Raw genomic sequence first — 25,919 nt, 5'->3', positions numbered from 1 at the left:
GGGCATAAGAAAACCGGCTTTTACAGCCGGTTTTTTTGTTTGCAGGGTATCGCGAGCTTTGCTCGCTCCTACAGGGATGTCTACGTCTGCTTAGACCTTGTCGATATCTACATCCTTGGTTTCTTTCAGGCAGAAAATGCCCACCACCAGGCTGATGCCGGTCACCAGCACCGGGTACCACAGCCCATAGAAGATATCCCCGGTGTACACCACCAAGGCGAACGACACGGTCGGCAGGAAACCACCGAACCAACCGTTGCCGATATGGTAGGGCAGCGACATGGAGGTGTAGCGGATGCGGGTTGGGAACAACTCCACCATCACCGCCGCCAACGGCCCGTAGGTCATGGTCGCAATCAGGATCATGGCCACGATCAACACCACCACCATCACCTGGTTGACCTGCGCCGGGTCCGCCTTGGCCGGGTAGCCGGCCTGTTCCACGGCGGCGCGCATGGCCGCTTCGTCGAAGCCATTGATGGTTTTGTCGCCAATGTTCACCACCACACCGCTACCGGCCACGCTTACCGAGCTGTAGGGCAGGCCCTGCTTGACCAGGAAGGTCTTGACCTTGTCGCACGGGCTGTCGAAGCGCGCCTTGCCCACGGGGTCGAACTGGAAGGTACAGCCTTGCGGGTCGGCGGTGACCACGATGGGTGCCTGGCGGCTGGCGGCGTCGATCTGTGGGTTGGCGTAATGGCTCAGGGCCTTGAACATCGGGAAGTACAGCACCGTGGCCAGCAGCAGGCCAAGCATCAGGATCGGCTTGCGGCCGATACGGTCCGACAGCCAGCCGAAGAACACGAAGAACGGCGCGCCGATCACCACGCTGATAATCAGCAGGGTGTTGGCCTGGGCCGGGTCCATTTTCAGCATCTGGGTGAGGAAGAACAGCACGTAGAACTGCGCCGTGTAGAAGGTTACCGCTTGCCCGGCATTGATGCTGAACAAGGCGGTGAGCACCACCTTGAGGTTGGGCCAGGAGGTGAACGACTCACGGATCGGCGACTTGCTGACCTTGCCCTGGGCCTTCATTTTCACGAAGGCCGGCGACTCGTGCATGCTCATGCGAATCCAGGTAGAAATCGCCAGCAGGATGATCGACAGCAGGAACGGCAGGCGCCAGCCCCAGGTTTCGAACTGGTCGCCGCTGATGTAGCGGCTGCCCAGCACCACCAGCAACGACAACAGCAGGCCAAGGGTGGCGGTGGACTGGATGAAACCGGTGTGGAAACCGCGCTTGCCGGGCGGCGCATGTTCGGCAACGTAGGTGGCCGCACCGCCGTATTCCCCGCCCAGCGCCAGCCCCTGGAGCATGCGCAGGATCACCAGGATGATCGGTGCAGCGATGCCGATGCTGGCGTAGGTGGGCAGCAGGCCCACGGCGAAGGTCGACAGGCCCATCAGCACGATGGTCACCAGGAAGGTGTACTTGCGCCCGATCATGTCGCCCAGGCGGCCAAACACCAAGGCACCGAACGGCCGCACCAGGAAGCCCGCAGCAAAGGCCATGAGGGCGAAGATGAAGGCGGTGGTGTCATTCACCCCGGCGAAGAACTGCTTGCTGATGACTGCAGCCAGGGCGCCATAGAGAAAAAAGTCATACCACTCGAACACCGTCCCGAGGGATGACGCGAAAATGATCTTGCGTTCTTCACGACGGCTGGCGCTGCTGGCCGTCGCACCCTGCTCTTGGATGTAATCCGACATCGTTGCTGTCCTCGGCCCGCAGGCCACAGTGATTATTCTTGTTGTTCCACTGTCGGCAGCTTCTGACCGCGAGCCGCCGGTGTTGCACGCTCCCCGGTCAGGGGGTCGGTACTGCGTCTTCGTTGAGGGAGGTCTGGGCCGGGGCTCCTTTGAGGATCAGCTGCGCCGCCTTTTCGGCGATCATCAGGGTGGGGGAACAGGTATTGCCGGAGGTGATCTGCGGCATGATCGAGGCATCGGCCACGCGCAGGCCGGGAATTCCGTGCACGCGCAGCTGGTTATCCACAACGTCCATCGGCGTATTGCCCATGCGGCAGGTGCCCACCGGGTGGAAGATGGTGGTGCCGATCTTGCCGGCTGCGTCGAACAGGTCCTGTTCGGTTTGCAGCGCCGGGCCTGGCAGGTACTCCTGGGGGGCAAAGGCGGCGAGGGCAGGGGCCTGGACAATCCGCCGGGTAAGGCGAATGGCGTCGGCGGCAACGCGCAGGTCCTGGGGGTCGCTCAGGTAGTTGGGGTCGATCAGTGGCGCGCTATTCATGTCCGCGCTGCGGATGTCGATGCGCCCGCGGCTGGCCGGGCGCAGGTTGCACACCGAGGCGGTGAAGGCCGGGAACTGATGCAATGGCTCACCGAAGCGTTCCAGCGACAGGGGCTGCACGTGGTACTGCAAGTTCGGCGTCGCCTGCTCCGGGCTTGAGCGCACGAAGGCGCCCAACTGGCTCGGCGCCATGGCCAGCGGGCCGCTACGGTCGTAGGCGTAGCGCAGGCCCATGCCCAGCTTGCCCCACAGGCTGTTGGCCATCTGGTTGAGGGTGCGGGTGTTGCGAATCTGATAGATCAGGCGCAGTTGCAGGTGGTCCTGCAGGTTGCCGCCCACCCCGGGCATGTCGTGACGCACACCGATGCCCAGGCTTTCGAGCAACTTGCGCGGGCCGATGCCGGAGCGCTGCAGGATACCGGGCGAACCCACGGCGCCCGCGCAGAGGATGATTTCACGGCGTGCGCCGAATTCATGCCAGGCGCCTTGCCACCAGGCCTTCACCGCCCGGGCGCGGGTGTTGTTGAGCAGCACCTGGTCGACCTGCACGCCGGTCAGCACGGTGAGGTTCGGGCGGCCCTTGATTGGCCGCAGGAAGGCTTTGGAAGCATTCCAGCGCACGCCGCTGCGCTGGTTGACCTGAAAGTATCCACAGCCCTGGTTGTCGCCGGTGTTGAAGTCGTCGACCTTGCCAATCCCGCTTTGCTCGGCAGCGTCGCGGAAGGCATCGAGGATCGGCCAGCTGTAGCGCTGGCGCTCGACCCGCCATTCACCGGCGCCGCCGTGGTGCGCGCTGGCGCCGGCGAAGTGGTTTTCGCTGGCCTTGAACAGTGGCAGCACATCATTCCAGGCCCAGCCGTCGTTACCTTGGGCGGCCCATTGGTCGTAGTCGGCGGCCTGGCCACGCATGTAGATCATGCCGTTGATGGAAGAACAGCCGCCCAGCACCTTGCCCCGTGGATACCCCAGGGCACGGCCGCCAAGGCCAGGTTGCGCTTCGGTCTTGAAGCACCAGTCGGTGCGGGGGTTGCCGATGCAGTAGAGGTAACCGACCGGAATGTGAATCCACGGGTAGTTGTCGCGGCCACCGGCCTCCAGCAGCAGGACGCGGCAGGCAGGGTCGGCGGACAAGCGATTGGCCAGCAGGCAACCGGCGGGACCGGCACCCACGACCACGTAGTCGAAGACAGGATCGGCTGATGGCATGTGCAACCTCGCGCCTGATTATTATTCTTGTCCCGGTTCATCTTAGTGCGTAATTTCGTCATGCAAACACGTGATTTCGCGCAGCCGTTGTGCGTTTTAGCACAGCGGGAAGCCTGTACCGGCCTCTTCGCGGGCAAGCCAGCTCCCACGGGCTTGCCCGCGATAGGGCCGGTAAGAACAGCCAAAAGGATCAGCATGTTCGACTGGAACGATCTGCGGTTTTTCCTGGAATTGCAGCGCAGCGGCCGCCTGCTCACGGCAGCCAAGCGCCTCAACACCACCCACAGCACCGTCGCCCGGCATATCGAAAGCATCGAGAAAAGCCTGGGCACTCCACTGTTCGTGCAGCATGCCCAGGGCTATGAACTGACGCCTTCGGGCCAGGCCCTGCTCAAGCATGCCGAAGCCATGGAAAACGTCGCCTTGCTGGCCCAGGAGGAAATCACCCAAGCCATCACCCCTCTGGGCAAAATCCGCCTGGGGGTCACCGAAGGCATCGGCATCATGTTCTTCACCCCACGCATGAACGAGCTGTTTGCCCGCTACCCAGGCCTTGAGGTGGAGTTGGTGGCCGTGCCGCGCTTTGTCAGCATCCTCAACCGCGAGGCCGAGATCAGCATTCACCTGGAGCGCCCCAATGCCGACCTGCTGATTACCCGCAAGCTTACCGACTACCGCCTGGCGCTGTACGTCAGCCAAAGCTACCTGGACCGCGCAGCGCCGCTGCGCAACCGCGAAGACCTGGCCCGGCATAGCTGGATAGGCTACGTGGACGACCTGCTGTTCAGCCAGGAACTGCTGTTTCTCAACAGCTTCTGCCGGGCGCCCAACGTGGTGTTTCGCAGCACCAGCGTGATCGCCCAGCAGGCCGCCGCCCGCGCCGGCCTGGGTATCGCCGTGCTGCCCAACTACATGGCCCGTCACGACCCTACCCTGGTGCGTGTGCTGCCCAGCGAAACCATCCAGCGCAGCTACTGGATCTGCACCCGTCGTGAACTGCACAAGTCGGTGCGCTTGCGGGTAGTGTGGGACTACCTGCTGGCGCTGTGCGCAGCAGAGCAGGACGCGCTGCTAGCCGAGTAGCGCCTTGCCGGCCAGTAGCACCGCCGCCAGCCAGCCGGCGACGGCGAACAGTTGCTGCAGCCGTGGCCCGGCAATCTTCGCCGCCAATGGCCGGGCCAGCAGCAGCCCGGCAACCGCACCGACGGCGAAGGGCGCGCCGATCCGCCAGTGCATGACCCCGGCCAGGCTGGCGCTGACAACACTGCCGGTGGACACCAGTGCGATAACGGCCAGGGAGGTGGAGACGATGCTTTTCATGCGCAAGTTGGTGTAGCGGTTCAGGGCAGGGATGATGACGAAACCGCCGCCTACGCCCAGCAGCCCCGACAACAACCCCGACATAACCCCGGTGAACGCCAGCGCCCTGGCGCAGGGGAGGGTCCAGCGCAAGCGGCCTTGCAAGGGGTTCAGCACGCAGGGTTCAATGAAGCGGTGCGCATCGTTCGCTTCGCCGCGCAGTTCCTTGGCCGCCTTGCGCCAGATGCGCAGGCAGGCGTACACCAGCACCCCGGCGAACACCAGCGCCAGCGGCGTATTGGGCAAGCGATGGGCAAGCATCAGGCCGAACGGCGCGGCGGCTATCCCAATCAAGGCAATGAACAGCGCGGCGCGGTAGCGCACCAGCCCTTCGCGCAGCCCCAGCAACGCGCCCACCGCTGCAGCCATGCCAACGGCAAGCAAGCCGATCGGCGCCGCTTCCACCATCGTCAGGCCAAGGCCGAACACCAACAACGGCACCGCAAGAATGCCGCCGCCGGCGCCGGTCAATGCCAGCACTGCGCCAATGATCGCGCCCAGGCCAGCGCCCAGCAGTTGATGTTCGATCACTGCTCGGCCTCGGTGAACAAAGGCTGTGGCCGCGCCAGCCACTCACGCCCTTTGAGCATGGCCTGCCAGTACAGCGGCGGCAGTACCTTGGCCTTGAGCAGCCAGGCCAGGCGGGTGGGCTTGCAGCCATCGAGCAGCCAGCGCGGAAAACTCGGCGCCAGCTTGCCACCGTAGGTGAACTCGGCAAGCACGATCTTGCCGCGCTCGACGGTCAGCGGGCAGGAACCATAGCCGTCGTACTGGGCCAGGGTCGGCAAGCGGCCTAGGGCGACCAGCACATTATTGGCAACCACCGGCGCCTGCTTGCGCGCCGCTGCAGCGGTTTTGGCGTTGCTGGTGCTGGCGACATCACCCAGGGCATGGATATTGGCGAACCTGCGGTGGCGCAAGGTATGCGGGTCGACATCGACCCAGCCGGCGGCATCGGCCAGGGGGCTGGTGCGAATGAAGTCTGGGGCCACCTGTGGCGGAACGACGTGCAGCATGTCGAAGGCTTCGTTACGGGTCTCACTGCTGCCATCGGCCAGCGTACGCACGAAGGTGGCGCGCCGGTTGGGGCCATCTACCGCGACCAGGCGTTGGCTGTAGTTGAGGTCGACACCATATTTGTCGATGTAGGCCATCAGTGCCGGCACGTAGTCTGGGACCCCGAACAGCACGGCGCCGGCATTGAAGAAGCTGGCTTTCACATCACCCAGCTGGCCATTACGCAGCCAATGGTCGCAGGACAGATACAACGCCTTCTGCGGCGCACCGGCGCACTTGATGGGCATGGGTGGTTGGGTGAACAGGGCACGGCCCTGCTTGAGTGCCTGCACCAGTTCCCAGGTGTAGGGCGCCAGGTCGAAGCGGTAGTTGGAAGTGACGCCGTTGCGGCCGAGGGTATCGCTAAGCCCGTCGATGGCATCCCAGTCGAGCTTGAGCCCAGGGCAGACCACCAATTGTTGGTAACCAAGGGTACGGCCGCCTTCGAGGGTGACCTGCTGCGCCGCAGGATCGAACCCCTGGACCCGTGCCTTGATCCAGCACACGCCTGGTGGAATGACCGATGCCAAGGTGCGAGCGGTGCTTGGCGCTTCGAACACGCCCGCTCCGACCATCGTCCAGCCGGGCTGATAGTAGTGCACATCGCTTGGGTCGATCAGGGCAACGTCCAGCGTTGGGTCGCGGGCGATCAGGCTGGAGGCAGTGGCGATACCGGCGGCACCGGCACCGACGATGACCACCTGGTGGTGGTCGGTATTGGCAGGCATGGCAGTCAATCCTGGAAATTCTGGTTATAGGGCAGGGCGGTCAGAGCGTGTTCAGCGGGATCTTCAGGTAGCTCACGCCGTTCTCTTCAGGTTCGGGGAAATGGCCGCTGCGCATGTTGACCTGCACCGAGGGCAGGATCAGCACGGGCATGTCGAGGGTCTTGTCGCGTGCCTCGCGCATCGCCACGAAGCTGTCCTCATCGACGCCGTGGTGAATGTGGATATTGCTCGCGCGTTGCTCGGCAACCGTGGTCATGAATTGCATCTCACGCCCACCGGGCAGGTAGTCATGGCACATGAACAGCCGGGTCTGGTCGGGGAAGGCCAGCAGGCGGCGAATCGAGCGGTACAAGGTACGGGCATCGGCACCGGGGAAATCGCAACGGGCGGTACCGTAGTCCGGCATGAACAGGGTGTCACCGACAAACACTGCGGTTTCGCCGCCATCGGCAATCATGAAGCTCATGCACGCCGGTGTATGGCCTGGGGTGTGCAGGGCACGGGCGTGCAGGTTGCCGATGCGAAAGCCTTCCTCATCCTCGAACAGCACGTCGAACTGGCTGCCGTCACGGGCAAAGCCAGGCTCGGCGTTGAACAGCGCGCCAAAGGTTTTCTGCACCTGGGTAATATGCGCGCCGATGGCCGTGTGGCCACCAAGTTGTGCCTTGAGGTACGCCGCTGCCGAGAGGTGGTCGGCGTGCACATGGGTTTCCAGTACCCACTGCACGTTGGCGTTCAGCTCGTTTACGCGCTCGATCAGGCGGTCTGCCGACGTGGTACAGGTTCGCCCGGATTTGGGATCGTAATCCAGCACGCTGTCGATCAACGCGCAGTGCAGGGTTTCACGGTCCAGCAACAGGTAACTGATGGTCGAGGTCGCCTGGTCGTAGAAGGCGTCCACGTGAAGGTTGTTGCCGATGATCATCACGTTCTCCAATTGATCCACCAGAAGTGTTATCAAGATGCATGCCAGGCGGTTTTCATGGCCTGGGCCAATGAAGCCGGGCTGCGGCTGGTCGCCGTCAGTGGCTTTGGCAGCACATGTGGCAGTCGACTGTCAGCCAATGGCAGTGTTTGGCAGTCCTTGTTACCCTGCGCCAGGCCATCTCATCGGTACCGTCATGCCTGAAGCCCATCCCCTCATCCTAGCCCTGGTTTCCTACCTTGAGCACGATGCCCTGCCAACCATCGTGTTGGACACCGACTACAACATCCTCGCTGCCAACGCTGCCTATCGCCGGCAGTTCGGCCACGACGAGCAGGCCCCGCTTGGAGAAAAGTGCCACCGGGTTTCCCATCACTACGCAGTGCCCTGCGACCAAGCCGGGGAGCACTGCCCAATGCGCAAAGCCTGGGCCAGCAAGGAGCCCGAGCGGGTGCTGCACATTCACCACACACCGCGTGGGCCCGAGCATGTGGATGTGGAGCTGCGGCCGATTCTTGACGAGCAGGGCAGGGTGGTGGCTTTTGTCGAGCGCCTGACCAGCATCGCGCTGGCGTCGGCTCAACCCCAGCAGCAAGGCCTGGTTGGTCGCGCGCCAGCGTTCAAGACGGCATTGGCCAGCCTGCAACGCGCCGCGCCGGCGCAGATTCCTGTGCTGCTCCAGGGAGAGTCGGGCACTGGCAAGGAGCTATTCGCTCGCGCCATCCACCTGGGCAGCCCGCGGGCGAACGGCCCGTTGGTCGTGGTCGACTGCACCGGCTTGACCGAGTCGCTGTTCGAAAGCGAGTTGTTCGGCTACGAGAAGGGCGCCTTCACCGGTGCCAACCAGCGTAAGGTTGGGCTGGCTGAAGCGGCCCATGGCGGCACGCTGTTCCTCGACGAGATCGGTGAGGTGCCATTGGCAATGCAGGTCAAACTGCTGCGCCTGATCGAGTCCGGCAGCTTCCGCCCGGTGGGCAGCCTGCGCACCGTGCATGCAGATTTCCGGCTGGTGTCGGCCACCCACAAACCGCTGAAACAGATGGTGGCAGAGGGGACGTTCCGTGAAGACCTGTACTACCGCATCAGCGGCTTCCCGATTCGCTTGCCGGCATTGCGTGAACGGGTGGAAGATTTGCCGCTGCTCGCTGAAAGCCTCCTGCAGCGCATGGCCGGCCCGCCGGCAGTCAGTTTGACCGAGGCGGCACTCACCCAGCTTCGCCTGCACACCTTCCCAGGCAACATTCGTGAGTTGCGCAATATCCTGGAGCGGGCGCGGCTGTTTGCCGATGACGGGTTGATCCGCCCGGAACATCTTCCCGACGACGTAGGCCAACCGTTGCCCGCTACAACCAGAGGGCGAGGGCGCAACGACCTCGGTGGCCTCGCCCTGGCTATGGAGCAGTTTCAGGGCTCGCGCAGCGAGCTGGCCCGCCACCTCGGCCTGAGCGAGCGCACGCTGTACCGCCGCCTCAAAGCGCTCGGCCTGAACTGAAAACCTGTACGTGGAATTGCCCAGGCATCGAAACGCCGCGAAGCAGGTGCCAGTCTTTACCTGACCTTTACCTCTGCCCTTACATTAATCGGGAAAATTCGTGGTCTGATCAGTTAACCGCACCAGGCACCCAGCAGTACCCGCCGGGCGTTAACAAGCAGAGGATCACCCCCATGAAGAAAACCCTGACCGTACTCTGCGCCGCGCTTGTGCTCAGCACACCCTTGGCCAGCTTCGCTCAACCAGGTCCGGATCGCTATGACGATGGCCGTGGCCCATCCCATCAAGGATGGCAACCCGAGCGTCATGACCGCCACGACAATGGCCGTTACCCGGCCTACCACAACCCGAACTTCCGCCCGGAAGCGGGCATGCCGATGCCCCATCAGCAATGGCGCCGTGGCTACGTGGTCGAACCCCGCTACCGCGCAGACCGCTATTGGGTGACCGACTGGCGTGCACGGCACCTGTATGCACCGCCACGGGATCATCGTTGGTTGTATGTGAATGGTGACTATGTGCTGGTTGCGATTGCCACGGGCGTGGTGGTGAGTGTGCTTTCGGGCTACTGATCCCGTTTGCGTCTATCGATCAGGGCGGGGCGCTCACACTTTGTGCAGCGCCCTTGTCGCATTCAACTCGCCTGTATCCCTTGACGCAGAGCCGTTTGAATACAATCGAACAATCACGCCCATTCCCATTGACCCGACGGTTGTAATAAAAACAGCAATTAACGTGTCTAAACTGTAGGCATGCCAATTCATGTCACCGCTTGACTTTACCCAAGTCATCTTTGACTATCAGCGCCGGGCGTGACCCCCTAAAACACTCACGGCCCTCGCTAACTTAACCATAATAATAACCTGCGCAGTGACACTCCCACGCCGTGTTTCCGACGCCTGAAATAGTAGAGCCCCGACATGGACAGTCGATCAAAGCCAATTATCCTCACGCCCACACAACCGATTACACACTTACACACCGAGCTACAAACTCAATTGAGTGATCTGGATAATTTGAGATATGCCTATTACGCTTCGGTCACTAACCGGAACATAGAACCGATCATTATTTCCAACTATCCATCCCGATGGGTCAAAGACTATAAATCCTCGAACAGCCATCTGATTGATCCCATCATCAATCACGGGCTCAAAAAAATTACACCTTTCTCCTGGCAAGACGCCCTTGCCTGCAGTACACCGGAAGGCCTGGACTTTTTCCAGCGCGCTACCCGCTACCAGATCTGCTCGGGGGTGACATTCACCCTGCGGGACGCCTGTGGAATGTTCTGTGCCTTGAGCTTGTGTGACGCAGGACAGCAAGCGGACTTCGACCGTCGTCTGGCCAACAAGCAGGGCATCTTGCAAATGTTGTTGATTGACTTCCATGACTGGCTGATGACTTCACGCTCCAACGATCAGCTATTTCTGCCAGGGACGTTGGGGTCGCTCTCGGTCCGCGAACTGGGTGTTCTGCAACTGGTGGTGCGCGGCAAGAGCTACCGTGAGATTGCCACTGACTGTGGAATCTCAGAGCGTACGGTGAAATTCCACATGTCGAACATTGCCGGTAAGTTACAGGTTGCCAATGCCAAGCAGGCCGTTTACGAAGCCAAGCGCCAGGGCATTATCTGATCAGGCGATCTGGCGGGCTGGCATATCCGCCAGTTGCAAGCTCAACGGCCACCGCCCGCCCTGCAGTGACGCCAACGGCTGCTTGCGCTGGATCGTGTCCAGCAGCCGTTGGCGGTTGGCACCGGTGATCTGCATATTCAGCAAATGAACGGTCTCGCCCGGCGACGCTTCGCCGCTGTCGAGAATCTGATAATGCCAGCCGGCATGGCGAACAATGCGCGCCATGGCATCGCTGACAACCGTCACGATCGACTCCAGGCCGCTGCGCTCAGCATGATCGAGCATGCTGAAAAGCAACATTTCAGTCAGCGGCAAATGCGCCAGCCCCAGCGTACGTGAGCGGGTCTTGTCTACAAAAAAGCGGCTGGACTCAGCGATCAGTGCGTGTTTCGGTGGCGCGCAGCTGAAGAAGTCACGAAACGGCCCCTCGACCATGTAGGGGTTTAGCGTGTTAATCAGCCGCAGCCCTGCCAACGGGATGCCCTCGCACGTACCAATCAAGTACGTGGTGTTCTCGCTATCGAATTCATCCAGTTCAATACCATCGCGCACGCTGACCCGCCAATTGAGGCGGTCGCAGAAAACATGTTTACGCAGTCCGTACAGTTCCGCGACCCAGGGGTGTGGGTCTGCGCGAAAGTCAACGTTGTGAAACTCAATAGTTTTCATCTTGCGCTGCTCATCCTTACTTGAGGTACGGCGAAGTTTTAACATTATTTCAATACTGACCGTGCTGGCATCCGCATCCAACAAAACGCGCCAGTACTCTACCAATGTATCGCGCCACGTAACCTGTACCTAAGTTCAACAACACATGAAAAATCAATTACAGATAACGACCTGTACCTAGAGACAGTTGTCCTTATCGAAGCGTCAGGCAAACTTAATTAGCCGTGCAGGGCAGACCTGTATTGCCAACGAGGCATGTCGATTTCCGGCGCCCCGCCACGGCGGGCAGTGCATCAACACTGCACGTTGTGCCCATGTAACTTTCAGCCTGCACTCCGCGCCGCGCTTGGTTATGCAGGGACACTCACGCCAGCTCATCAACAGGGAAGACAATGGAAAAGCCTGTCTCTTCAGCACCTCGCCGCGTCGTCGTTACCGGGTATGGTGCGATCTGCTCGCTCGGCCACAATGCCAATGCCATCTGGGACGCGATGATGGATTACCAGATCGGCTACCGTCTGCACCACTTTGATGACCCGACCATCCATGCACGCTTTTTCGGTTTCATCGATGATTTCGGTCGCGAGGCGATGCGCCCGTTTTCGAAGAAAATTTCCAAGATGCTGCCGCTATTCGCCAAGTACAGCCTGGTCGCTGCCCATGAAGCACTGCACATGGCCTACGGCGACACACCGCTGGACGACGTCGTCTCCCCCTTCGATCGCGGTGTCGTTCTGGGCACCGGATGGGGCGGTCTCGACACGGCGAACATGAACAACAACGAGTACCGCGAGCAAGGGATTTCCACCTCGTTTGCCACCGTCATGTCCATGTGTAATGCCGCTACCGCAGGTATCACCATGAATTGGAACATGCGGGGCATTCAGAACAGCCCGGTTGCGGCCTGTGCAACCGGCACGATCGCAATTGGTGAAGCCTATGAAGCGATTCGCGCCGGCCGAGCACGCATGATGATCGCCGGGGGAAGCGAATCATTGAAAGAGCAGTTCAACGTCTGGTCGATCGACGTGATCCAGGCCTTGAGCAAGGAACAAGAGAATCCGCGTCTGGCGTGCTGCCCATTCAGCAAAGGTCGCAGCGGCTTCATACTTTCCGAAGGTGCGGCGGTACTGTGCCTTGAGGACTATGAGTTGGCCAAGGCCCGTGGTGCAAATATCCTCGGCGAGATCACCGGTTACGCCAACTACTCGGACGCCTTCGACATGACCGCCCCGGCTGAAGACATGCAGGCTCGCGTGCGCGTGATTCAGGAAGTGTGCAGGCAAGCCAACGTCGATGCCCCGCAAATCAACTACATCAACTTGCACGGCACCTCCACGCCACTGAACGATGTCAACGAAGCCCGCTCCATCCAGCTGGCGCTGGGCGAAGCCGCCAAAACAATCCCGATGTCCAGCACCAAGTCATACACCGGCCACCTCATCGGTGCTGCAGGTTCGATGGAAGCGATTTTCTGCCTCAAGGCCATGTCCCGTGGGACCATCCCAGCCACCATCCACCTGGATGAGGCGGACCCCGAGTGCAACCTGAATTTCGTACCCAACAATCACTTGCACGGGCAGACCCTGGATAACGTGCTGAACTTGAGCTTTGGATTCGGTGGCGCCAACGCCGGAATCATGCTGCGCAAGGTCCATTGATCATGCAATGGCAATTCGGGCCTGAGCAGATCGAGGCATGGGCAGCCCTTTCCGGTGACCGCAATCCTATCCACTTCGACCTGCAAGCCGCACGGCGCATGGAGGCAGCAGATGTTGTAGTACACGGCATGCTGGCGCTGCTGCCAATCAAACATCGCATGGGGCGCTCTGCCGATGGCCCCGATGGGGACTGGATACAGTTCAAGGCGCTGCTCAAGGCGCCCGTACTGCGCAACGCCCAGGTCGCACTTTCAACCCGGCCCCGCACCGCCAGCACTGCATTCAAACTGCACTCAGGCAGCGGTGAAAGCGAGCACGTTTCAGGCCATGTATCCCAGGTTCCGGCACCGGTCTGGGCATCGAAAAACCCAGCTTTTGCGCTTGATCGTGAGCACGTCGCAAGTTGGCTAAGCCTCTTTCGCGAGGGTTTGGGCAGGGGACTGGATGACTGGGTCGCACTGGATGCACTGATCTTTTCCCACTTCATTAGCAACCATCTGGGCGTGATCTTCGAGCGACTGTCCGGGCAGTTCGCCCAGCGCCAGACACCTGAGCGCATCGAAGACATCACCGATCACCTGGTCGTGCAGACCAGCCACCAGATCATTTTCAACGCGACGCTGCGTTCATTGGGCAGCATGCAAAGCGATATCCGCTGCGAAATCGACAACATCCTTTTGATTGAAACCCCGGGCAAAGCCGTCGGCACGCTCGACCTGGGCGTCATCGTCGGCGCCCACCATGTGATGACCATCACCCTAGGCCTAATGATCAAAGCCGTTCACAACCCACTGGAGAAAGACAATGACCAGCATTGACAGCGTATTCACAATCGTCCGCGACCTCATCCTGGACCTGAAGGACGTCGATGAAAGCGATGTGACCCTCGACACAAACATCGAATCAATGGAGTTCGACAGCTTGGACTTCGTCGAGATGCAGGTTGTAGTACAGAAAAAGATCGGCGTAGCCATCAACCCCGATTCGTTCGTTACGCGCAAGATCGCCACCCTGCGCCAGCTCTGTGAATTCGTCGTCGAGCTCAAGGAATCGACAGCTGTCGAGGCATGAGCCATCTGGCCCACTTCATGGAGAGAAGCAGGAAATGTCCACACCAAACAATTGTGTGCTCGCTATTTCCCAGGCAAGGGAGTCGAAGGTCCGCAAGCTGAGCGAGGTGTCGCATCATAAGACGATGGACCACGCTACCGTATTGCCGTGGGACCAGGACGTCGATCGCAGCGTTTATCCCAAAGACCCCGATCATATCTGGATAAACGGGACACGCTATTGCGAAGGCCTGACCGACGCACAGAAGCTGGAACTGGCCTGGCTCGAAACAGGCCGGGACATCTCTATGTTCATTTGGCTGGAACAGACAATCCCGCCGTTGTACATGGGCTACGTTACCCAATTCCATGACCGTATTTCGCAGGATTTGCAGGAGTACTTGATGATCTTTTCCAAGGAAGAGATCGTCCACACCCTGACCTTCAAGCGCTTCATGGCCAAAGCCGGCCTACAGATCTGGAACCCGCCAGTCGGGCTCTATGAGCTGCTGACCCAAACCCTGCCGAAAATGGAGCCGGCTGTAGGGGTGCTGTTTACGTTGTTGATCGAGTGGGTTGCAGAAATGGGCGCCATGCACACCTCCCAAGGCCCTGAGATCGAGCCCATGACGCGCACGTTGTTTCGCGAGCATCACTACGACGAGGCGCGGCATATCGCCTTTGGTCGCTGGATCAGCGAGTCCTATTTCGAAACGGCCAGCGCGGAATCGATCGCTCAAGTGAAGGCCATGAGCCGGAAGATCATTCCCGCTCTGATCGACATGTTCACCTACAATCCGGAAATTGCCTCGCACACCTCTTTCGAGTTCCCGATTGCGGCCGATGATAAAGTCAAAATCGAAGAAGTCTGGCGCTCACCTCACAATGCCAAGCTGAACGACGCGCGCTTTGCAGAAATCTACGCCTGGATCGACAAGCTGGGGTTGCGGCAATGACCTCACCAACCTGGGATGCCATATTCGTTGGCACCGGGATCACCAGCCTGGCCTGTGCGGCCATGCTGGTGAAGCGAGATCCTGGCGCACGGGTTCTGATGATCGACAAGCATATCGTCGTGGGGGGTTATGCCTCGACCTTCAGCCGGCCCAAGCAATCGGCGGTATTCGACTGCAGCCTGCACAAGCTGAGCGGTATGGCTGAGGGTGGCAACCTTATCAGGATCCTGCGGGAGCTGGGGCTCGAGGAGGAACTGAACCTCGTCTACCCCGACGACTATTTCTGCGCCTACCAGGACGGCACGGCGTTGCCGTTGGCCAATGATGCCGAGCATGCTGAACGGCAGCTGATCGAGCGGTTCCCCCATCAAGCGCAACCCCTGACGACGTTCTTCACACAGGTTCGTACCTATGGGCGCAATGGCTACTACCAGTTCCAGATGCTCGATGGCAGCTTCGAGCCTGACATAGCGCAACTACGCTGGGCGCATCGCAACCTCAAACACAAGACGGTGCGCGAAGCCCTGCATGAACTGTTCGACGATCCATACCTGATCGAGATCCTCGCGGCCCCTGGCATTTATGTGGGCGGTTATTCCGAGGACCTCGGTTACCTGTATTACCTGCATGTGGTGTATGCAACGCTCCACCGCGGCAACGCCTATGTCCCTGGTTCCTCGCAACATTTGTCCAACCTGCTGGCGCAACAGGTTGAACGGGCTGGAGGCTCGATCATGCTGAGCACGGCCGTGGAGCAAATCACCACCGACCAGCAAGGTAATGTAACGGGCGTGCGCACCGCAGCCGGCGATTTCCAAGCGCCACAGGTGTTCATCAACACATCACCGCATTACGCCGTCGATCATTTGTTCCAAGCGGATATAGAGCTGACAGCCACCCGGGAAAAGCTGGTCGCATTGAAGCCCGCGCGCTCGACTACCACGGTGTACCTGATTACCGACCTTCCCCCCGAACAGCTTGGCTTGCGACACAGCGAGTCGATGTTGTTTGCCGCGGCCCCGGCTACAGCAGCTGAATTGCGTATCGACGCCGATCTCAGGGGTTATCCGCCTGAACTGAGCGAGCACGCTTTCTGGGCAATGTCTCCCATAGAAGTCACCAACTATCACGCTCTCGCACCAGCAGCCGGCAGAGTGGTGTGTATCAACGTGCTCGACTCGATCGAGCATTGGCCGACCAGGCGGACGGCGCAATATCGTGCGAAAAAGCAGCGCGCACGCGACGTGCTCATCGAGCGCTTGCTGGTTCAGGTTCCCGGAATGCGCGGTCATATCCTGCATACGGAAGTGGCTACGCCTCATACCTATGTGCGCTTCACCAACAATACCGCAGGCTCGGGCTACGGAGCGATGGTCGGTACCGATCTCAAGGGCCATGTGTTTCATCACGGTTTTCCCGTCCAAGGGGTTCAGTTTCTCAGCGCTTGGGTAGCGGGCCCCAGTTATGAAGCCGCCTTCGGGTACGCAGAGATGAAATCCAGACAATGGAGACGGGCATGAGTAGAAATGAGCAAGCCACCGGAAAGTTTGGAGTGGCTGTTTCCAAGCTGTTCATTCGCGTGATGTTCAGGCAGGTACAAGGCTGGAAACGCGAGGTACCCGGTCGAGCCGCAGGCTTCGTCGAAACAGCCATCGACGGCAGCAAGCTGGAAGGGGCAGTCCTGCTGTCCAACACTGCCAAGGCCAAAGGGGTTGTACTGTTGTGTCACCCGTTCTTGAAATATGGCATGCATTACTTCTTTGAAAACAGCCTCGATCAGTCATTCCTGGATCAGGGCTACCACGTGGTCACATTCAACTTCAAAGGTTTCGGTCGCAGCACCATTGGCGGTCATGCGTTTGCCGATGACGTCCTGGCGATTGCACGAAAGATCGCACGCGAATACCCAGATTTGCCAATCCATCTCGTCGGATGCTCGTTTGGTGGCTATCACCTGTCGCACGCGTTGGCACGTGACGCTTCCCACTTCACCTCGGCAGTACTGGACAGCGTGCCTGTGTCTGTTCGTAGCTACTTCACCCGTGGGCCGTTACGCCTGGCCATGCGCTGGATCAGCAGCAGCCGTCTGGCTGTACCGACCGGAACCTGCGCGATAGATCATTCGCTCAAAGACGTGAACCACCTGCCAATCGCCTACTTCTATGGGCTCAACGACCGTTTTATTCCCGATTCGAGCGTTCAAAAGCTGAGCGTGGATTGCAAATCCCTGCACATGGTCAGTTTCGAACAATGCCGTCACCTGGAGAACCACAAGAAACACCGGGATCGGTACTTCCAGGAAATTTTCGCTTTCTTCGCCCATGCAGAATCACAAAAACGCCTCGAATCGGCCTGATTGCGGGCGCTCTGGCTAAGGACTATGGATCATGGATGCCCAACAGATCGAAAACGGAAAATGGATTCTCATAACGGGTGGCACTCGCGGTATCGGCCGCGCCTTGGTGCAGCACTTATCCCGCGAGGGTTATGAAGTCGCCTTTACCTATCAATCCTCTGCTGATGCCGCTCGTCAGCTTGAACAGGAAGTAATCGCCAACGGCGGGCGGGCCCATGGCCATGCCTGCGACGGACGGGATTACCAGTCGGTCAGTTCATTGTGCGAACGATTGATCAATGATCTCGGTGGCCCCTTTGGCCTGATCAACAACATGGGGGTGACCGGCGACCAACTGTTGTTCAACCTCGATATCGAACGCTACCGCGATGTGGTTGCTACCAACCTCGACTCAGCGGTTTATTTCAGCAAGTCCCTGGCACCGGCCATGGCCGGTGAGCGACAGGGAAAAATCCTGCACATGTCTTCCGTCAGCGGTGTCAAAGGCAACAAAGGGCAACTGGGTTATTGCGCAACCAAGGCCGCAATGATCGGTATCACCAAGACCATGGCGTTGGAGCTGGCTCGCTTCAAGGTCAATGTCAATGCCATAGCTCCTGGGTACATCGCAACCGACATGATCGACCAGATACCCGATTCCGTGCGTAAGTCGATCACCGACAACATTCCGCTCAAACGCTTTGGTGAAGTGCGTGAAGTCGCCGCATTGGCCAGCTTTCTGTTGTCGTCCCAAGCCGACTACATCACTGGTCAAACATTCTTGATCGACGGTGGCCTGACGGCCTGAACCGCACCGTTCAAACAGCAAAATCGCGGTACCCGGAGCATTCATGAGTCATTCATACGATACTGTTTTTGTGGGTTCAGGCCTGGGCGCGCTCTCCAGTGCCAGCCTGATGGCACAGCGTGGAAAAAAAGTGCTGGTGGTTGAAAAGCACAATATCCCCGGCGGCTATGCGACTAATTTTCGACGCAAAGATTTCAACTTCGATGTCTCACTACATTCATTCGACGGCGTTGTGCGCGGTGCCCACTCTTTCAAGGTGATCGAGGCGTGCGGCGTCGCGGACAAAGTCGAGTTTCTTCACCACCCGACGCTTTACCGCTATCGATCACCCGACATCGATATCACGGTTGGCCATCGCGACCTGGAAGCTTATAAACAGGCGCTGTATCGCTGTTTCCCTCAGGAAGTCGCAAACATCGATCGTCTGTTCACCGAATCCAGGCGTAACTACAAAGACCTGTGCGGCTTTCTGTACTCAGCCAAGCCTTTCTGGATGAGATTGGTCGCCACGCCGATGGCATATCCACGGGTTCTTCGCTATGGCCATGAAACGGTGGATAAGTATTTCTCCCGGTTCACGAGCAATGAACGCCTGAAAGAAGTTCTCTCGGCACAGTGGAGCTATTACGGCCTTCCGGCAAAAGACTTGGCGTTCGGTTATTTCTCGTATCCCTTCATCGACTACCTGGAGAACGGCGGTTACTCGATCAAAGGCGGCTCCCAAGCGCTGTCCTCAGCATTGGTGGAGGTCATCGAGCAGCACGGGGGTCGCGTTGAGCTTGAGTCGAGTGTCCAGAGGATCATGGTCGAGCGGGGGAGGGTGACAGGCGTCGTCACGCGCAAGTCAGGTCAGGTCAAGGCGCGCAATGTGGTGGCCAACATATCGCCCCATGCGGTGGTTGGCCTGGCAGGAACAGAACATTTCCCCAAAAAATACCTTGCCCGGTTAAACGACCTCAAGCTGTCAGTATCGGGTTTTCAGGTTTACCTGGGGCTGGACTGCCCACTGAGTGATCTGGGAGTAGGCCCCGAGGAGTACATCCACTTTTTCTCCCCTGAAAAAACGCAACGCGCGCAATTCGAACATATCAAGGCCGGTGAGCTGCATCAGGACAATACCAGTTGGTCGATCAATTACTTCTCCAATGTCGACGCCTCCATGGTCCCGCCAGGCAAGTCCAGCCTCGGTCTGTTCACCCTCACGGGGCCCGACATCTGGCATTCACTGGACAAACTGGCGTATCGCCGCAAGAAAGCCGAGCTCACGGAAATGTTGATTGCCAATGCCGAGCGCGTCATTCCTGAGCTGCGTAAGCACATCGAAGTCTGTGAGGCAGGTTCCCCGCGCACAATGACCAAGTTCACCCAGAACCCGGAGGGCGCCATTTACGGGTTTGAGCAAACAACTCAGCAATCTGGACTGTTCAATCGTTTTCCACAGAAGTATCCCGTCAAAGGGCTTTACCAGGTAGGCGCATGGACGTTCCCTGGCGCGGGATTCATTGGAACGATGCTGTCGGCCCGCGTGTTGGTTGACCGCTATTTCTAAGCAGTGATGCTCCCGTCAAAGGACACCTCGAGAGACATATCATGACTTATGTAGTGACTGACAACTGCATCCAGTGCCGCCACACCAGCTGTGTAGACATCTGCCCTGCAGACGCTTTCCATCTGGGGCCAAACTTCATCGTCATCAATCCCCAGGAATGCGTCGACTGTGGCCTATGCCTGCCGGAATGCCCGGAAGGGGCGATTCAGCCAGAGAACCAGCTCGACGATAGCAATCGGCACTTCCTGGCGCTCAACGCTGAGCTTGCGCAGCACTGGCCAGTGATCCTCCAGCGCATTCCTCCTCTGCTCGATTACCAGAAATGGAGCGATCAGCCAAACAAGCTTGTACACCTTGTACGAGAAGCCGAAGCGGTCGATCCATCCCGCGACCACCATCTGCAGCACGCTTAAACGCGCACCTGGGAAACGTCCATGCAAAGCTATGACCGATTCAAAACGCTGGAAAGCGACACCTTCGATGTAATCGTCGTGGGTGCCGGTATTGGTGGTCTGACCGCTGCCGCAACCCTCGCCAACCGTGGCAAGCAAGTGCTGGTGCTGGATATGCACTACGAGATGGGAGGCTGTGCCACTGTCTTCCATCGCAAAGGTAAGGATTACGAGTTTGACGTAGGCCTACACTACATCGGCGATTGCGGTAAGGAAGGGCTGATTCCGCGTATCCTGCGTGGTGCCGGCATCGATGATGGTGAGATCAACTTTATCGAGCAGGACCCTGAAGGGTTCGAAACGCTCTGCTTCCCTGACTTTCAGTTTGCCGTGCCACGTGGCTATGAACGCTTCCGCGAGCGGCTCATCGAAGCATTCCCCAAGGAAAAATCCGGCATCAACCGCTATTTCAAGATGCTGCAGCAAGTCTGGGACTTCATGGGTATTCACTCCCGACCGCTCAGTGCGCTCTGGGTGCTACCCCGTTCCTGGATGCTAATGCGTCATTCGAAGTCAACCGTTGCCGAGTTCCTCGACACCTGTACACAGGATGAAAGACTGCGCGCCGTGTTGACCGGCCAACTCGGCGTTTATCATCAACCGCCCAGCCGGGCCACCATGGCCGGGCATGCTGCGGTGGTCAACCACTTCTTGCAGGGGTCTTATTACCCATCAGGAGGCGGTCAGCTTTTTTCCGACAAGCTCGGCGCAGTGGTGGAGCGCAACGGCGGCAAAATTCTTCTGCGGTCAAAAGTCGAGCGCATATTGATCGAGAAGGGGCGCGCAGTAGGTGTCGAGTTCAGCAACAAGCATTTAGGTAAGCGTACCGTCAGGGCAAGGGCGGTGATCTGCAATGCGGACATCAAGCACACACTGCTGGACTTGATCGGGGCGTACCAGCTCAAGTCGAAAACCATCACCCAAGCCGAGCGCTTCGAGATGTCGCCCGCCATGGGTGTGGTTTACCTGGGGATCGACATGGACCTCAAGGCAATGGGCCTGAAGAACACCAATTACCGTATCTATCCTGGTTGTGATTATGAGCGGGCCTACCGTGAGGTGTTCGCCGGTCAGTTCCCGGATGAGCCACACCTGTTCATCGGTAATGCCACGATGAAGGACCCCGATAACCCGGCCATTGCCCCGCCGGGCATCTACAACCTGCAACTCATGTCGGCGGTGCCCTCCACCCCAGAAAGTTGGGGTGTCACCCAGGCCGAGCTTTCAGATGGCAGTTACCGGAACAACCCTGCCTACTTGGCAAAGAAAGAATGGTATGCGCAGCAACTGATAGCGCTGGCCGAACGCGTTATACCTGGAATGTCCGGACACATCGTCTATCAGGAGGTTTCGACGCCATTCTCCGTTACTCGATTCATCGGTTCACACGGTGGCACATCCTATGGCCTCGCCTTCACGCCTGAGTATTTCCTGCACAACCGACCAGGTACGAAAACCGAGATTCGAAATCTTTATTTATGTGGTGCGTCCACCCGCACCGGTCACGGGATTTTTGGCGCGATGACCGGTGGTGTCGAGGCCGCTGCGGCGGTCGATGGGCGCAAGTTACGCTACCAGATCATGGATGTCGGAACACGCGCAGAGGCCCAAACGAGCATCTGATAGCAAGAAAGCACCTTAGGCTATGATGCAACAGGTGTTTGCCACGAGAGGTGGTAGCTACTTTCATCAAGGAGAGATGGCGTGTCAAATGACTACAATACCGCATTGCTGTTGGCTGCCGGACTTAGCCTTTTAGCCTCGTTGATGCACGTGGGTGTCATCCTGGTGGGGCCATCTTGGTATCGACTCTTCGGCGCAGGTGAGCGTTTCGTCCGTGCAGCTCAAGCGGGGCGATGGTACCCCGGGATGATAACGGCTGGTATCGCCTTGGTTCTGGCAGGGTGGGCGAGCTATGCCTTATCAGGTGCGGGACTGATAGATCGCCTTCCTTTGCTCCGCCCAGTCCTATGCATCATCACGTTGATCTACTTGCTACGCGGCGCCTTGGGTCCTTTTGCGTTGGCTGGCACTGGACGCAGCGGTCGCTTCATCATGGTCAGCTCGGCGATATGCCTGTTGTATGGCATTGTTCATCTGGTAGGTCTTGTGCAGATGTGGCAGTTGCTTTGATCCTACCTGTTGAGGTTCCACGTGAAACATTGGTAGGAAGGTGATGCGCCTATGCCTGATTACTGATCACTCCATACAAAAAAGCCCGCTTGCGCGGGCTTTTTTATGGGGCCGGGATCGGGTATCAGAAATCCAGGTTCGACACCGACAGCGCATTGCTTTCGATGAAATCGCGGCGTGGTTCCACCGCGTCGCCCATCAGGGTGTTGAAGATCTGGTCGGCGGCAATCGCGTCTTCGATGGTGACCTTGAGCATGCGGCGGACGGTTGGGTCCATGGTGGTTTCCCACAGCTGCTCCGGGTTCATCTCGCCCAGACCTTTGTATCGCTGAATGGTATGGCGCTTGGTGCTTTCGTTCATCAGCCAGTCCAGGGCTTCCTTGAACTCGCTGATCGCCTTGCGGCGCTCACCACGCTGCACGTAGGCACCTTCACCCAGCAGGGTGGACAACTTGGCCCCCAAGGTGACCACCGAACGGTAGTCGTTGCTGCCGAAGAAGTCGCGGTTGAAGGTGACGTAGCTGGCCAGGCCGTGGGAGGTGACTTCCACTTCCGGCAGCCAAACGTTGCGCTCTTTGTCCTCGCGCAGGGCAGCCTGGTACACCAGGCCCGACTTCTGGCTGTTGCTCAGGCGTGCCTGGAACTTGGCCAACCAGGCTTGCATCGCTGCGTGATCGCCCAGTTGTTCCAGGGTGACTTCCGGCAAGTAGATGAAGTGCTCGGTGATGTCTTCCGGGTACAAGCGCGAAAGGCGCTTGAGGGTTTTCATCACGGCGCGGAATTCATTCACCAGGGTTTCCAGCTGTACGCCGGAAACGGCTGGCGCCGATTCGTCCAGGTGCAGGCTGGCGTCTTCGAGGGCCGACTGGGTCATGTATTCTTCCATGGCCTCGTCGTCCTTGATGTACTGCTCCTGCTTGCCTTTCTTCACCTTGTACAGCGGTGGCTGGGCAATGTAGATGTAGCCACGCTCGACCAGCTCCGGCAACTGACGGAAGAAGAAGGTCAGCAGCAGGGTACGGATGTGCGAACCGTCGACGTCAGCATCGGTCATGATGATGATGTTGTGATAACGCAGCTTGTCGATGTTGTACTCTTCGCGGCCAATACCACAGCCCAGCGCGGTGATCAGCGTGCCCACTTCCTGGGACGAGATCATCTTGTCGAAGCGTGCTTTCTCGACGTTGAGGATCTTGCCCTTGAGCGGCAGGATCGCCTGGGTGCGACGGTTACGGCCTTGCTTGGCCGAACCACCTGCGGAGTCACCCTCCACCAGGTACAGTTCGGAGAGGGCAGGGTCCTTCTCCTGGCAGTCCGCCAACTTGCCCGGCAAACCGGCGATGTCCAGCGCGCCCTTGCGACGGGTCATCTCACGGGCTTTACGCGCCGCTTCACGGGCACGGGCTGCGTCGATCATCTTGCCGACAACGGCCTTGGCTTCGTTCGGGTTTTCCAGTAGGAAGTCGGCGAAGTACTTGTTCATCTCCTGTTCCACGGCGGTTTTCACCTCCGAGGAAACCAACTTGTCCTTGGTCTGCGAGCTGAACTTGGGGTCTGGAACCTTCACCGAAATAATCGCGGTCAGGCCTTCCCGGGCGTCGTCACCGGTGGTGGCGACCTTGTTCTTCTTGGCCAGGCCTTCCTGCTCGATGTAGCTGTTCAGGCTACGGGTGAGCGAAGAACGGAAACCGACCAGGTGAGTACCGCCGTCACGCTGTGGAATGTTGTTGGTGAAGCACAGCAGGTTTTCGTTGAAGCTGTCGTTCCACTGCAGGGCAATCTCGACACCCACGCCATCGTCACGCTGAACGTTGAAGTGGAAGACCTGCGAGTTGACCGGGGTCTTGTTGGTGTTGAGGTATTCAACGAACGCCTTCAAGCCACCTTCGTACTTGAAGAACTCTTCCTTGCCCGAGCGCTCATCCTTCAGCAGGATACCGACGCCCGAGTTGAGGAACGACAGTTCACGAATCCGCTTGGCCAGGATGTCCCAGCTGAAGTGGATGTTCTTGAAGGTTTCAGCCGACGGCTTGAAGTGGATGTGGGTACCGGTGGTTTCGCTGTCACCCACAATCGCCATCGGCGCTTGTGGAACACCGTGAACGTAGGTCTGTTCCCAGATCTTGCCGCTGCGACGAACTGTCAGTACCAGCTTCTCGGACAGGGCGTTCACTACCGACACACCCACACCGTGCAGGCCGCCGGAAACCTTATAGGAGTTGTCGTCGAACTTACCGCCGGCGTGCAGCACGGTCATGATGACCTCGGCTGCGGAAACGCCTTCTTCTTTATGCACGTCGACCGGAATGCCGCGACCGTTGTCGCGCACACTGATGGATTCGTCCGTGTGGATGATGACGGTGATGTCATCGCAGTGACCGGCGAGGGCTTCGTCGATCGAGTTGTCGACCACCTCGAAGACCATGTGGTGCAGGCCGCTACCATCATCGGTGTCGCCAATGTACATGCCGGGACGCTTGCGCACGGCATCCAAACCTTTCAGCACCTTGATGCTGGAGGAGTCGTACGTTTGATTTTCGCTCATGCCTTCACTCCCGATGGTCGTGGGTCTGGGTGATACGGCCCTGTTCCACGTGGAACAAGGCAACTGGCGTTTCCGTCTGCCAGCCTTCCCTCAGTAATTCGTGATCTACACAGGTGATGAACACCTGGCAGCGTAATTCTTCAAGCAAGCGGCATAGCGCGCGGCGATGCTGGTCGTCCAGCTCGGACGGCAAGTCGTCTACGAGATAAATACAGTGGCCGCGGCGAGCCTGGCTGACGAGGTGGCCCTGGGCAATGCGCAGTGCACACACCACCAGCTTTTGCTGACCACGCGACAGGATGTCGGCTGCGTTGTTGGCAGCCAGACGAAGACGCAGATCAGCACGCTGCGGACCGGCCTGGGTATGGCCCATCTGCTGATCGCGAAGGAGAGAGGAGGCGAGCACTTCTTGCAGTTCCCGGTCCTTGTCCCAGCCTCGGTAGTAGCTCAGGGTCAACCCGTCCAGCTCGACCAGTTCGCTCAGGGTTCGCTCGAAGACGGGCTTCAAGGCCTTGATGTAATTGCGACGGTATTCATCTATCTCCGCACTGGCCAGGCATAACTCCCGGTCCCAGGCGGCTTGCGAAGCTGGGTCAAGTGTACCATGCCGCAACCACGAGTTCCGCTGCCGCAGCGCCTTCTGCAGGCGCTGCCAAGCAGGCAGGAACCGGGGTTCCACGTGGAACACCCCCCAATCGAGAAACTGCCGGCGAATCTTCGGCGCACCCTCCAACAGGCGGAAGCTGTCCGGGTTGATTAATTGCAACGGCAACAATTCAGCCAGTTGAGCAGCGCTCTTGGCGTTTTGCCCGTCGATTCGAATAGTGAATTCGCCCGCCCGCTCCCTGGATACACCCAGGTTGCTGGTGCCACCTTCGGCCAGCTGCACTTCGCCAAACACGGTGCACGCCGCTTGCTCGTACTGGATGACCGGGTTCAGTCGCGTGCTGCGGAACGACCGGGCCAGGCCGAGCAGGTGCACGGCTTCCAGCACGCTGGTTTTGCCGCTGCCGTTGGCGCCGTAAAGGATATTGATGCGGGGGGACGGTGTGAGGGCCACCGGGTGCAGGTTGCGCACCGCGGTGACCATGATACGTCGAAGGGACATTTC

Annotated in this window: 23 protein-coding genes; 15 read left to right on the top strand and 8 right to left on the bottom strand. The window is 59.2% G+C overall.

Going from position 1 to position 25,919, the window contains the following annotated elements; genetic code table 11:
* Positions 1–90: 90 nt before the first annotated feature.
* Both F3J45_RS14820 and F3J45_RS14815 read right to left on the bottom strand, forming a co-directional pair.
* Positions 91–1,710, bottom strand: a complete 1,620-nt coding sequence (locus F3J45_RS14820; protein ID WP_167063744.1) for an MFS transporter — start codon at positions 1,708–1,710, stop codon at positions 91–93.
* 97 nt (positions 1,711–1,807) lie between these two features.
* Positions 1,808–3,454: a GMC family oxidoreductase gene (locus F3J45_RS14815; RefSeq protein ID WP_167063741.1), complete on the bottom strand. Its 1,647-nt coding sequence runs from the start codon at positions 3,452–3,454 to the stop codon at positions 1,808–1,810.
* Positions 3,455–3,649: 195 nt separating this feature from the next.
* On the opposite strand from F3J45_RS14815, the gene F3J45_RS14810 reads away from it, so the two are divergent.
* Positions 3,650–4,537 (top strand): LysR family transcriptional regulator, encoded by an 888-nt coding sequence (locus F3J45_RS14810; RefSeq protein ID WP_167063738.1) that lies wholly within the window; start codon positions 3,650–3,652, stop codon positions 4,535–4,537.
* Here F3J45_RS14810 and F3J45_RS14805 read toward each other — a convergent pair.
* From F3J45_RS14805 to F3J45_RS14795, 3 genes are read right to left on the bottom strand one after another with little or no spacing between them, the layout of a single operon-like run.
* Entirely contained in the window at positions 4,526–5,344 is an 819-nt protein-coding gene (locus F3J45_RS14805; protein ID WP_167063735.1) for a sulfite exporter TauE/SafE family protein, read from the bottom strand. The two genes, F3J45_RS14810 and F3J45_RS14805, sit on opposite strands and share 12 nt — an antisense overlap.
* On the bottom strand, positions 5,341–6,597 hold the full coding sequence (locus F3J45_RS14800; RefSeq protein WP_167063732.1) for an FAD/NAD(P)-binding oxidoreductase: 1,257 nt from the start codon (positions 6,595–6,597) through the stop codon (positions 5,341–5,343). Before F3J45_RS14800 ends, F3J45_RS14805 begins: the two co-directional genes overlap by 4 nt.
* A 40-nt stretch (positions 6,598–6,637) precedes the next feature.
* Positions 6,638–7,516: an MBL fold metallo-hydrolase gene (locus tag F3J45_RS14795; protein ID WP_370526382.1), complete on the bottom strand. Its 879-nt coding sequence runs from the start codon at positions 7,514–7,516 to the stop codon at positions 6,638–6,640.
* Between the two features lie 202 nt (positions 7,517–7,718).
* Between F3J45_RS14795 and F3J45_RS14790 the strand changes: the two genes are divergently transcribed.
* The 3 genes from F3J45_RS14790 to F3J45_RS14780 all read left to right on the top strand — a co-directional run bounded on the left by F3J45_RS14790 (position 7,719) and on the right by F3J45_RS14780 (position 10,651).
* Positions 7,719–9,014 carry a sigma-54-dependent Fis family transcriptional regulator gene (locus F3J45_RS14790; protein ID WP_167063729.1) on the top strand — a complete coding sequence of 432 codons (1,296 nt, stop codon included), beginning with the start codon at positions 7,719–7,721 and terminating at the stop codon, positions 9,012–9,014.
* 173 nt (positions 9,015–9,187) lie between these two features.
* Complete coding sequence (locus F3J45_RS14785) at positions 9,188–9,586, top strand: RcnB family protein (protein WP_167063726.1); 399 nt, start codon at positions 9,188–9,190, stop codon at positions 9,584–9,586.
* 348 nt (positions 9,587–9,934) lie between these two features.
* Positions 9,935–10,651, top strand: coding sequence for a LuxR family transcriptional regulator (locus tag F3J45_RS14780; RefSeq protein ID WP_167063723.1), 717 nt, complete (start codon positions 9,935–9,937; stop codon positions 10,649–10,651).
* Here F3J45_RS14780 and F3J45_RS14775 read toward each other — a convergent pair whose 3' ends face one another.
* Positions 10,652–11,401: an acyl-homoserine-lactone synthase gene (locus F3J45_RS14775; protein ID WP_205300525.1), complete on the bottom strand. Its 750-nt coding sequence runs from the start codon at positions 11,399–11,401 to the stop codon at positions 10,652–10,654.
* Between the two features lie 311 nt (positions 11,402–11,712).
* On the opposite strand from F3J45_RS14775, the gene F3J45_RS14770 reads away from it, so the two are divergent.
* From F3J45_RS14770 to F3J45_RS14720, 11 genes are all read left to right on the top strand, one after another.
* Positions 11,713–12,981: a beta-ketoacyl-[acyl-carrier-protein] synthase family protein gene (locus F3J45_RS14770; protein ID WP_167063720.1), complete on the top strand. Its 1,269-nt coding sequence runs from the start codon at positions 11,713–11,715 to the stop codon at positions 12,979–12,981.
* Positions 12,982–12,983: 2 nt separating this feature from the next.
* Entirely contained in the window at positions 12,984–13,799 is an 816-nt protein-coding gene (locus F3J45_RS14765) for a MaoC family dehydratase (protein WP_167063716.1), read from the top strand.
* The gene (locus F3J45_RS14760) at positions 13,786–14,052 is read left to right on the top strand and encodes an acyl carrier protein (protein ID WP_167063713.1); all 267 of its coding nucleotides are present in this window, start codon (positions 13,786–13,788) and stop codon (positions 14,050–14,052) included. The genes F3J45_RS14765 and F3J45_RS14760 overlap by 14 nt, the downstream gene beginning before the upstream one ends.
* A 34-nt stretch (positions 14,053–14,086) precedes the next feature.
* Positions 14,087–14,986 carry a diiron oxygenase gene (locus tag F3J45_RS14755; RefSeq protein ID WP_167063710.1) on the top strand — a complete coding sequence of 300 codons (900 nt, stop codon included), beginning with the start codon at positions 14,087–14,089 and terminating at the stop codon, positions 14,984–14,986.
* Positions 14,983–16,506 (top strand): NAD(P)/FAD-dependent oxidoreductase, encoded by a 1,524-nt coding sequence (locus tag F3J45_RS14750; RefSeq protein WP_167063707.1) that lies wholly within the window; start codon positions 14,983–14,985, stop codon positions 16,504–16,506. Before F3J45_RS14755 ends, F3J45_RS14750 begins: the two co-directional genes overlap by 4 nt.
* The gene (locus F3J45_RS14745) at positions 16,503–17,342 is read left to right on the top strand and encodes an alpha/beta hydrolase (protein WP_167063703.1); all 840 of its coding nucleotides are present in this window, start codon (positions 16,503–16,505) and stop codon (positions 17,340–17,342) included. Before F3J45_RS14750 ends, F3J45_RS14745 begins: the two co-directional genes overlap by 4 nt.
* Positions 17,343–17,373: 31 nt before the next feature.
* Positions 17,374–18,129, top strand: coding sequence for an SDR family NAD(P)-dependent oxidoreductase (locus F3J45_RS14740; RefSeq protein WP_167063700.1), 756 nt, complete (start codon positions 17,374–17,376; stop codon positions 18,127–18,129).
* 43 nt (positions 18,130–18,172) lie between these two features.
* On the top strand, positions 18,173–19,678 hold the full coding sequence (locus tag F3J45_RS14735; protein WP_167063697.1) for an NAD(P)/FAD-dependent oxidoreductase: 1,506 nt from the start codon (positions 18,173–18,175) through the stop codon (positions 19,676–19,678).
* Between the two features lie 41 nt (positions 19,679–19,719).
* Entirely contained in the window at positions 19,720–20,091 is a 372-nt protein-coding gene (fdxA, locus tag F3J45_RS14730; RefSeq protein WP_167063695.1) for a ferredoxin FdxA, read from the top strand.
* Between the two features lie 21 nt (positions 20,092–20,112).
* On the top strand, positions 20,113–21,753 hold the full coding sequence (locus F3J45_RS14725) for an NAD(P)/FAD-dependent oxidoreductase (protein ID WP_167063692.1): 1,641 nt from the start codon (positions 20,113–20,115) through the stop codon (positions 21,751–21,753).
* 81 nt (positions 21,754–21,834) lie between these two features.
* Entirely contained in the window at positions 21,835–22,263 is a 429-nt protein-coding gene (locus tag F3J45_RS14720; protein ID WP_167063689.1) for a hypothetical protein, read from the top strand.
* A gap of 124 nt (positions 22,264–22,387) precedes the next feature.
* Here F3J45_RS14720 and gyrB read toward each other — a convergent pair whose 3' ends face one another.
* Together gyrB and recF are read right to left on the bottom strand one after the other, a co-directional pair.
* Positions 22,388–24,808: a DNA topoisomerase (ATP-hydrolyzing) subunit B gene (gene gyrB / locus F3J45_RS14715; protein ID WP_167063686.1), complete on the bottom strand. Its 2,421-nt coding sequence runs from the start codon at positions 24,806–24,808 to the stop codon at positions 22,388–22,390.
* A 4-nt stretch (positions 24,809–24,812) separates the two neighbouring features.
* The gene (gene recF, locus F3J45_RS14710; RefSeq protein ID WP_167063683.1) at positions 24,813–25,916 is read right to left on the bottom strand and encodes a DNA replication/repair protein RecF; all 1,104 of its coding nucleotides are present in this window, start codon (positions 25,914–25,916) and stop codon (positions 24,813–24,815) included.
* Between the last annotated feature and the right edge of the window lie 3 nt (positions 25,917–25,919).

This window comes from Pantoea sp. Ap-967 (assembly GCF_011752565.1).
Lineage (GTDB): Bacteria > Pseudomonadota > Gammaproteobacteria > Pseudomonadales > Pseudomonadaceae > Aquipseudomonas.
Note: the sequence above shows the minus strand (reverse complement) of the source record. Positions and strands in the feature narration are given on the sequence as shown.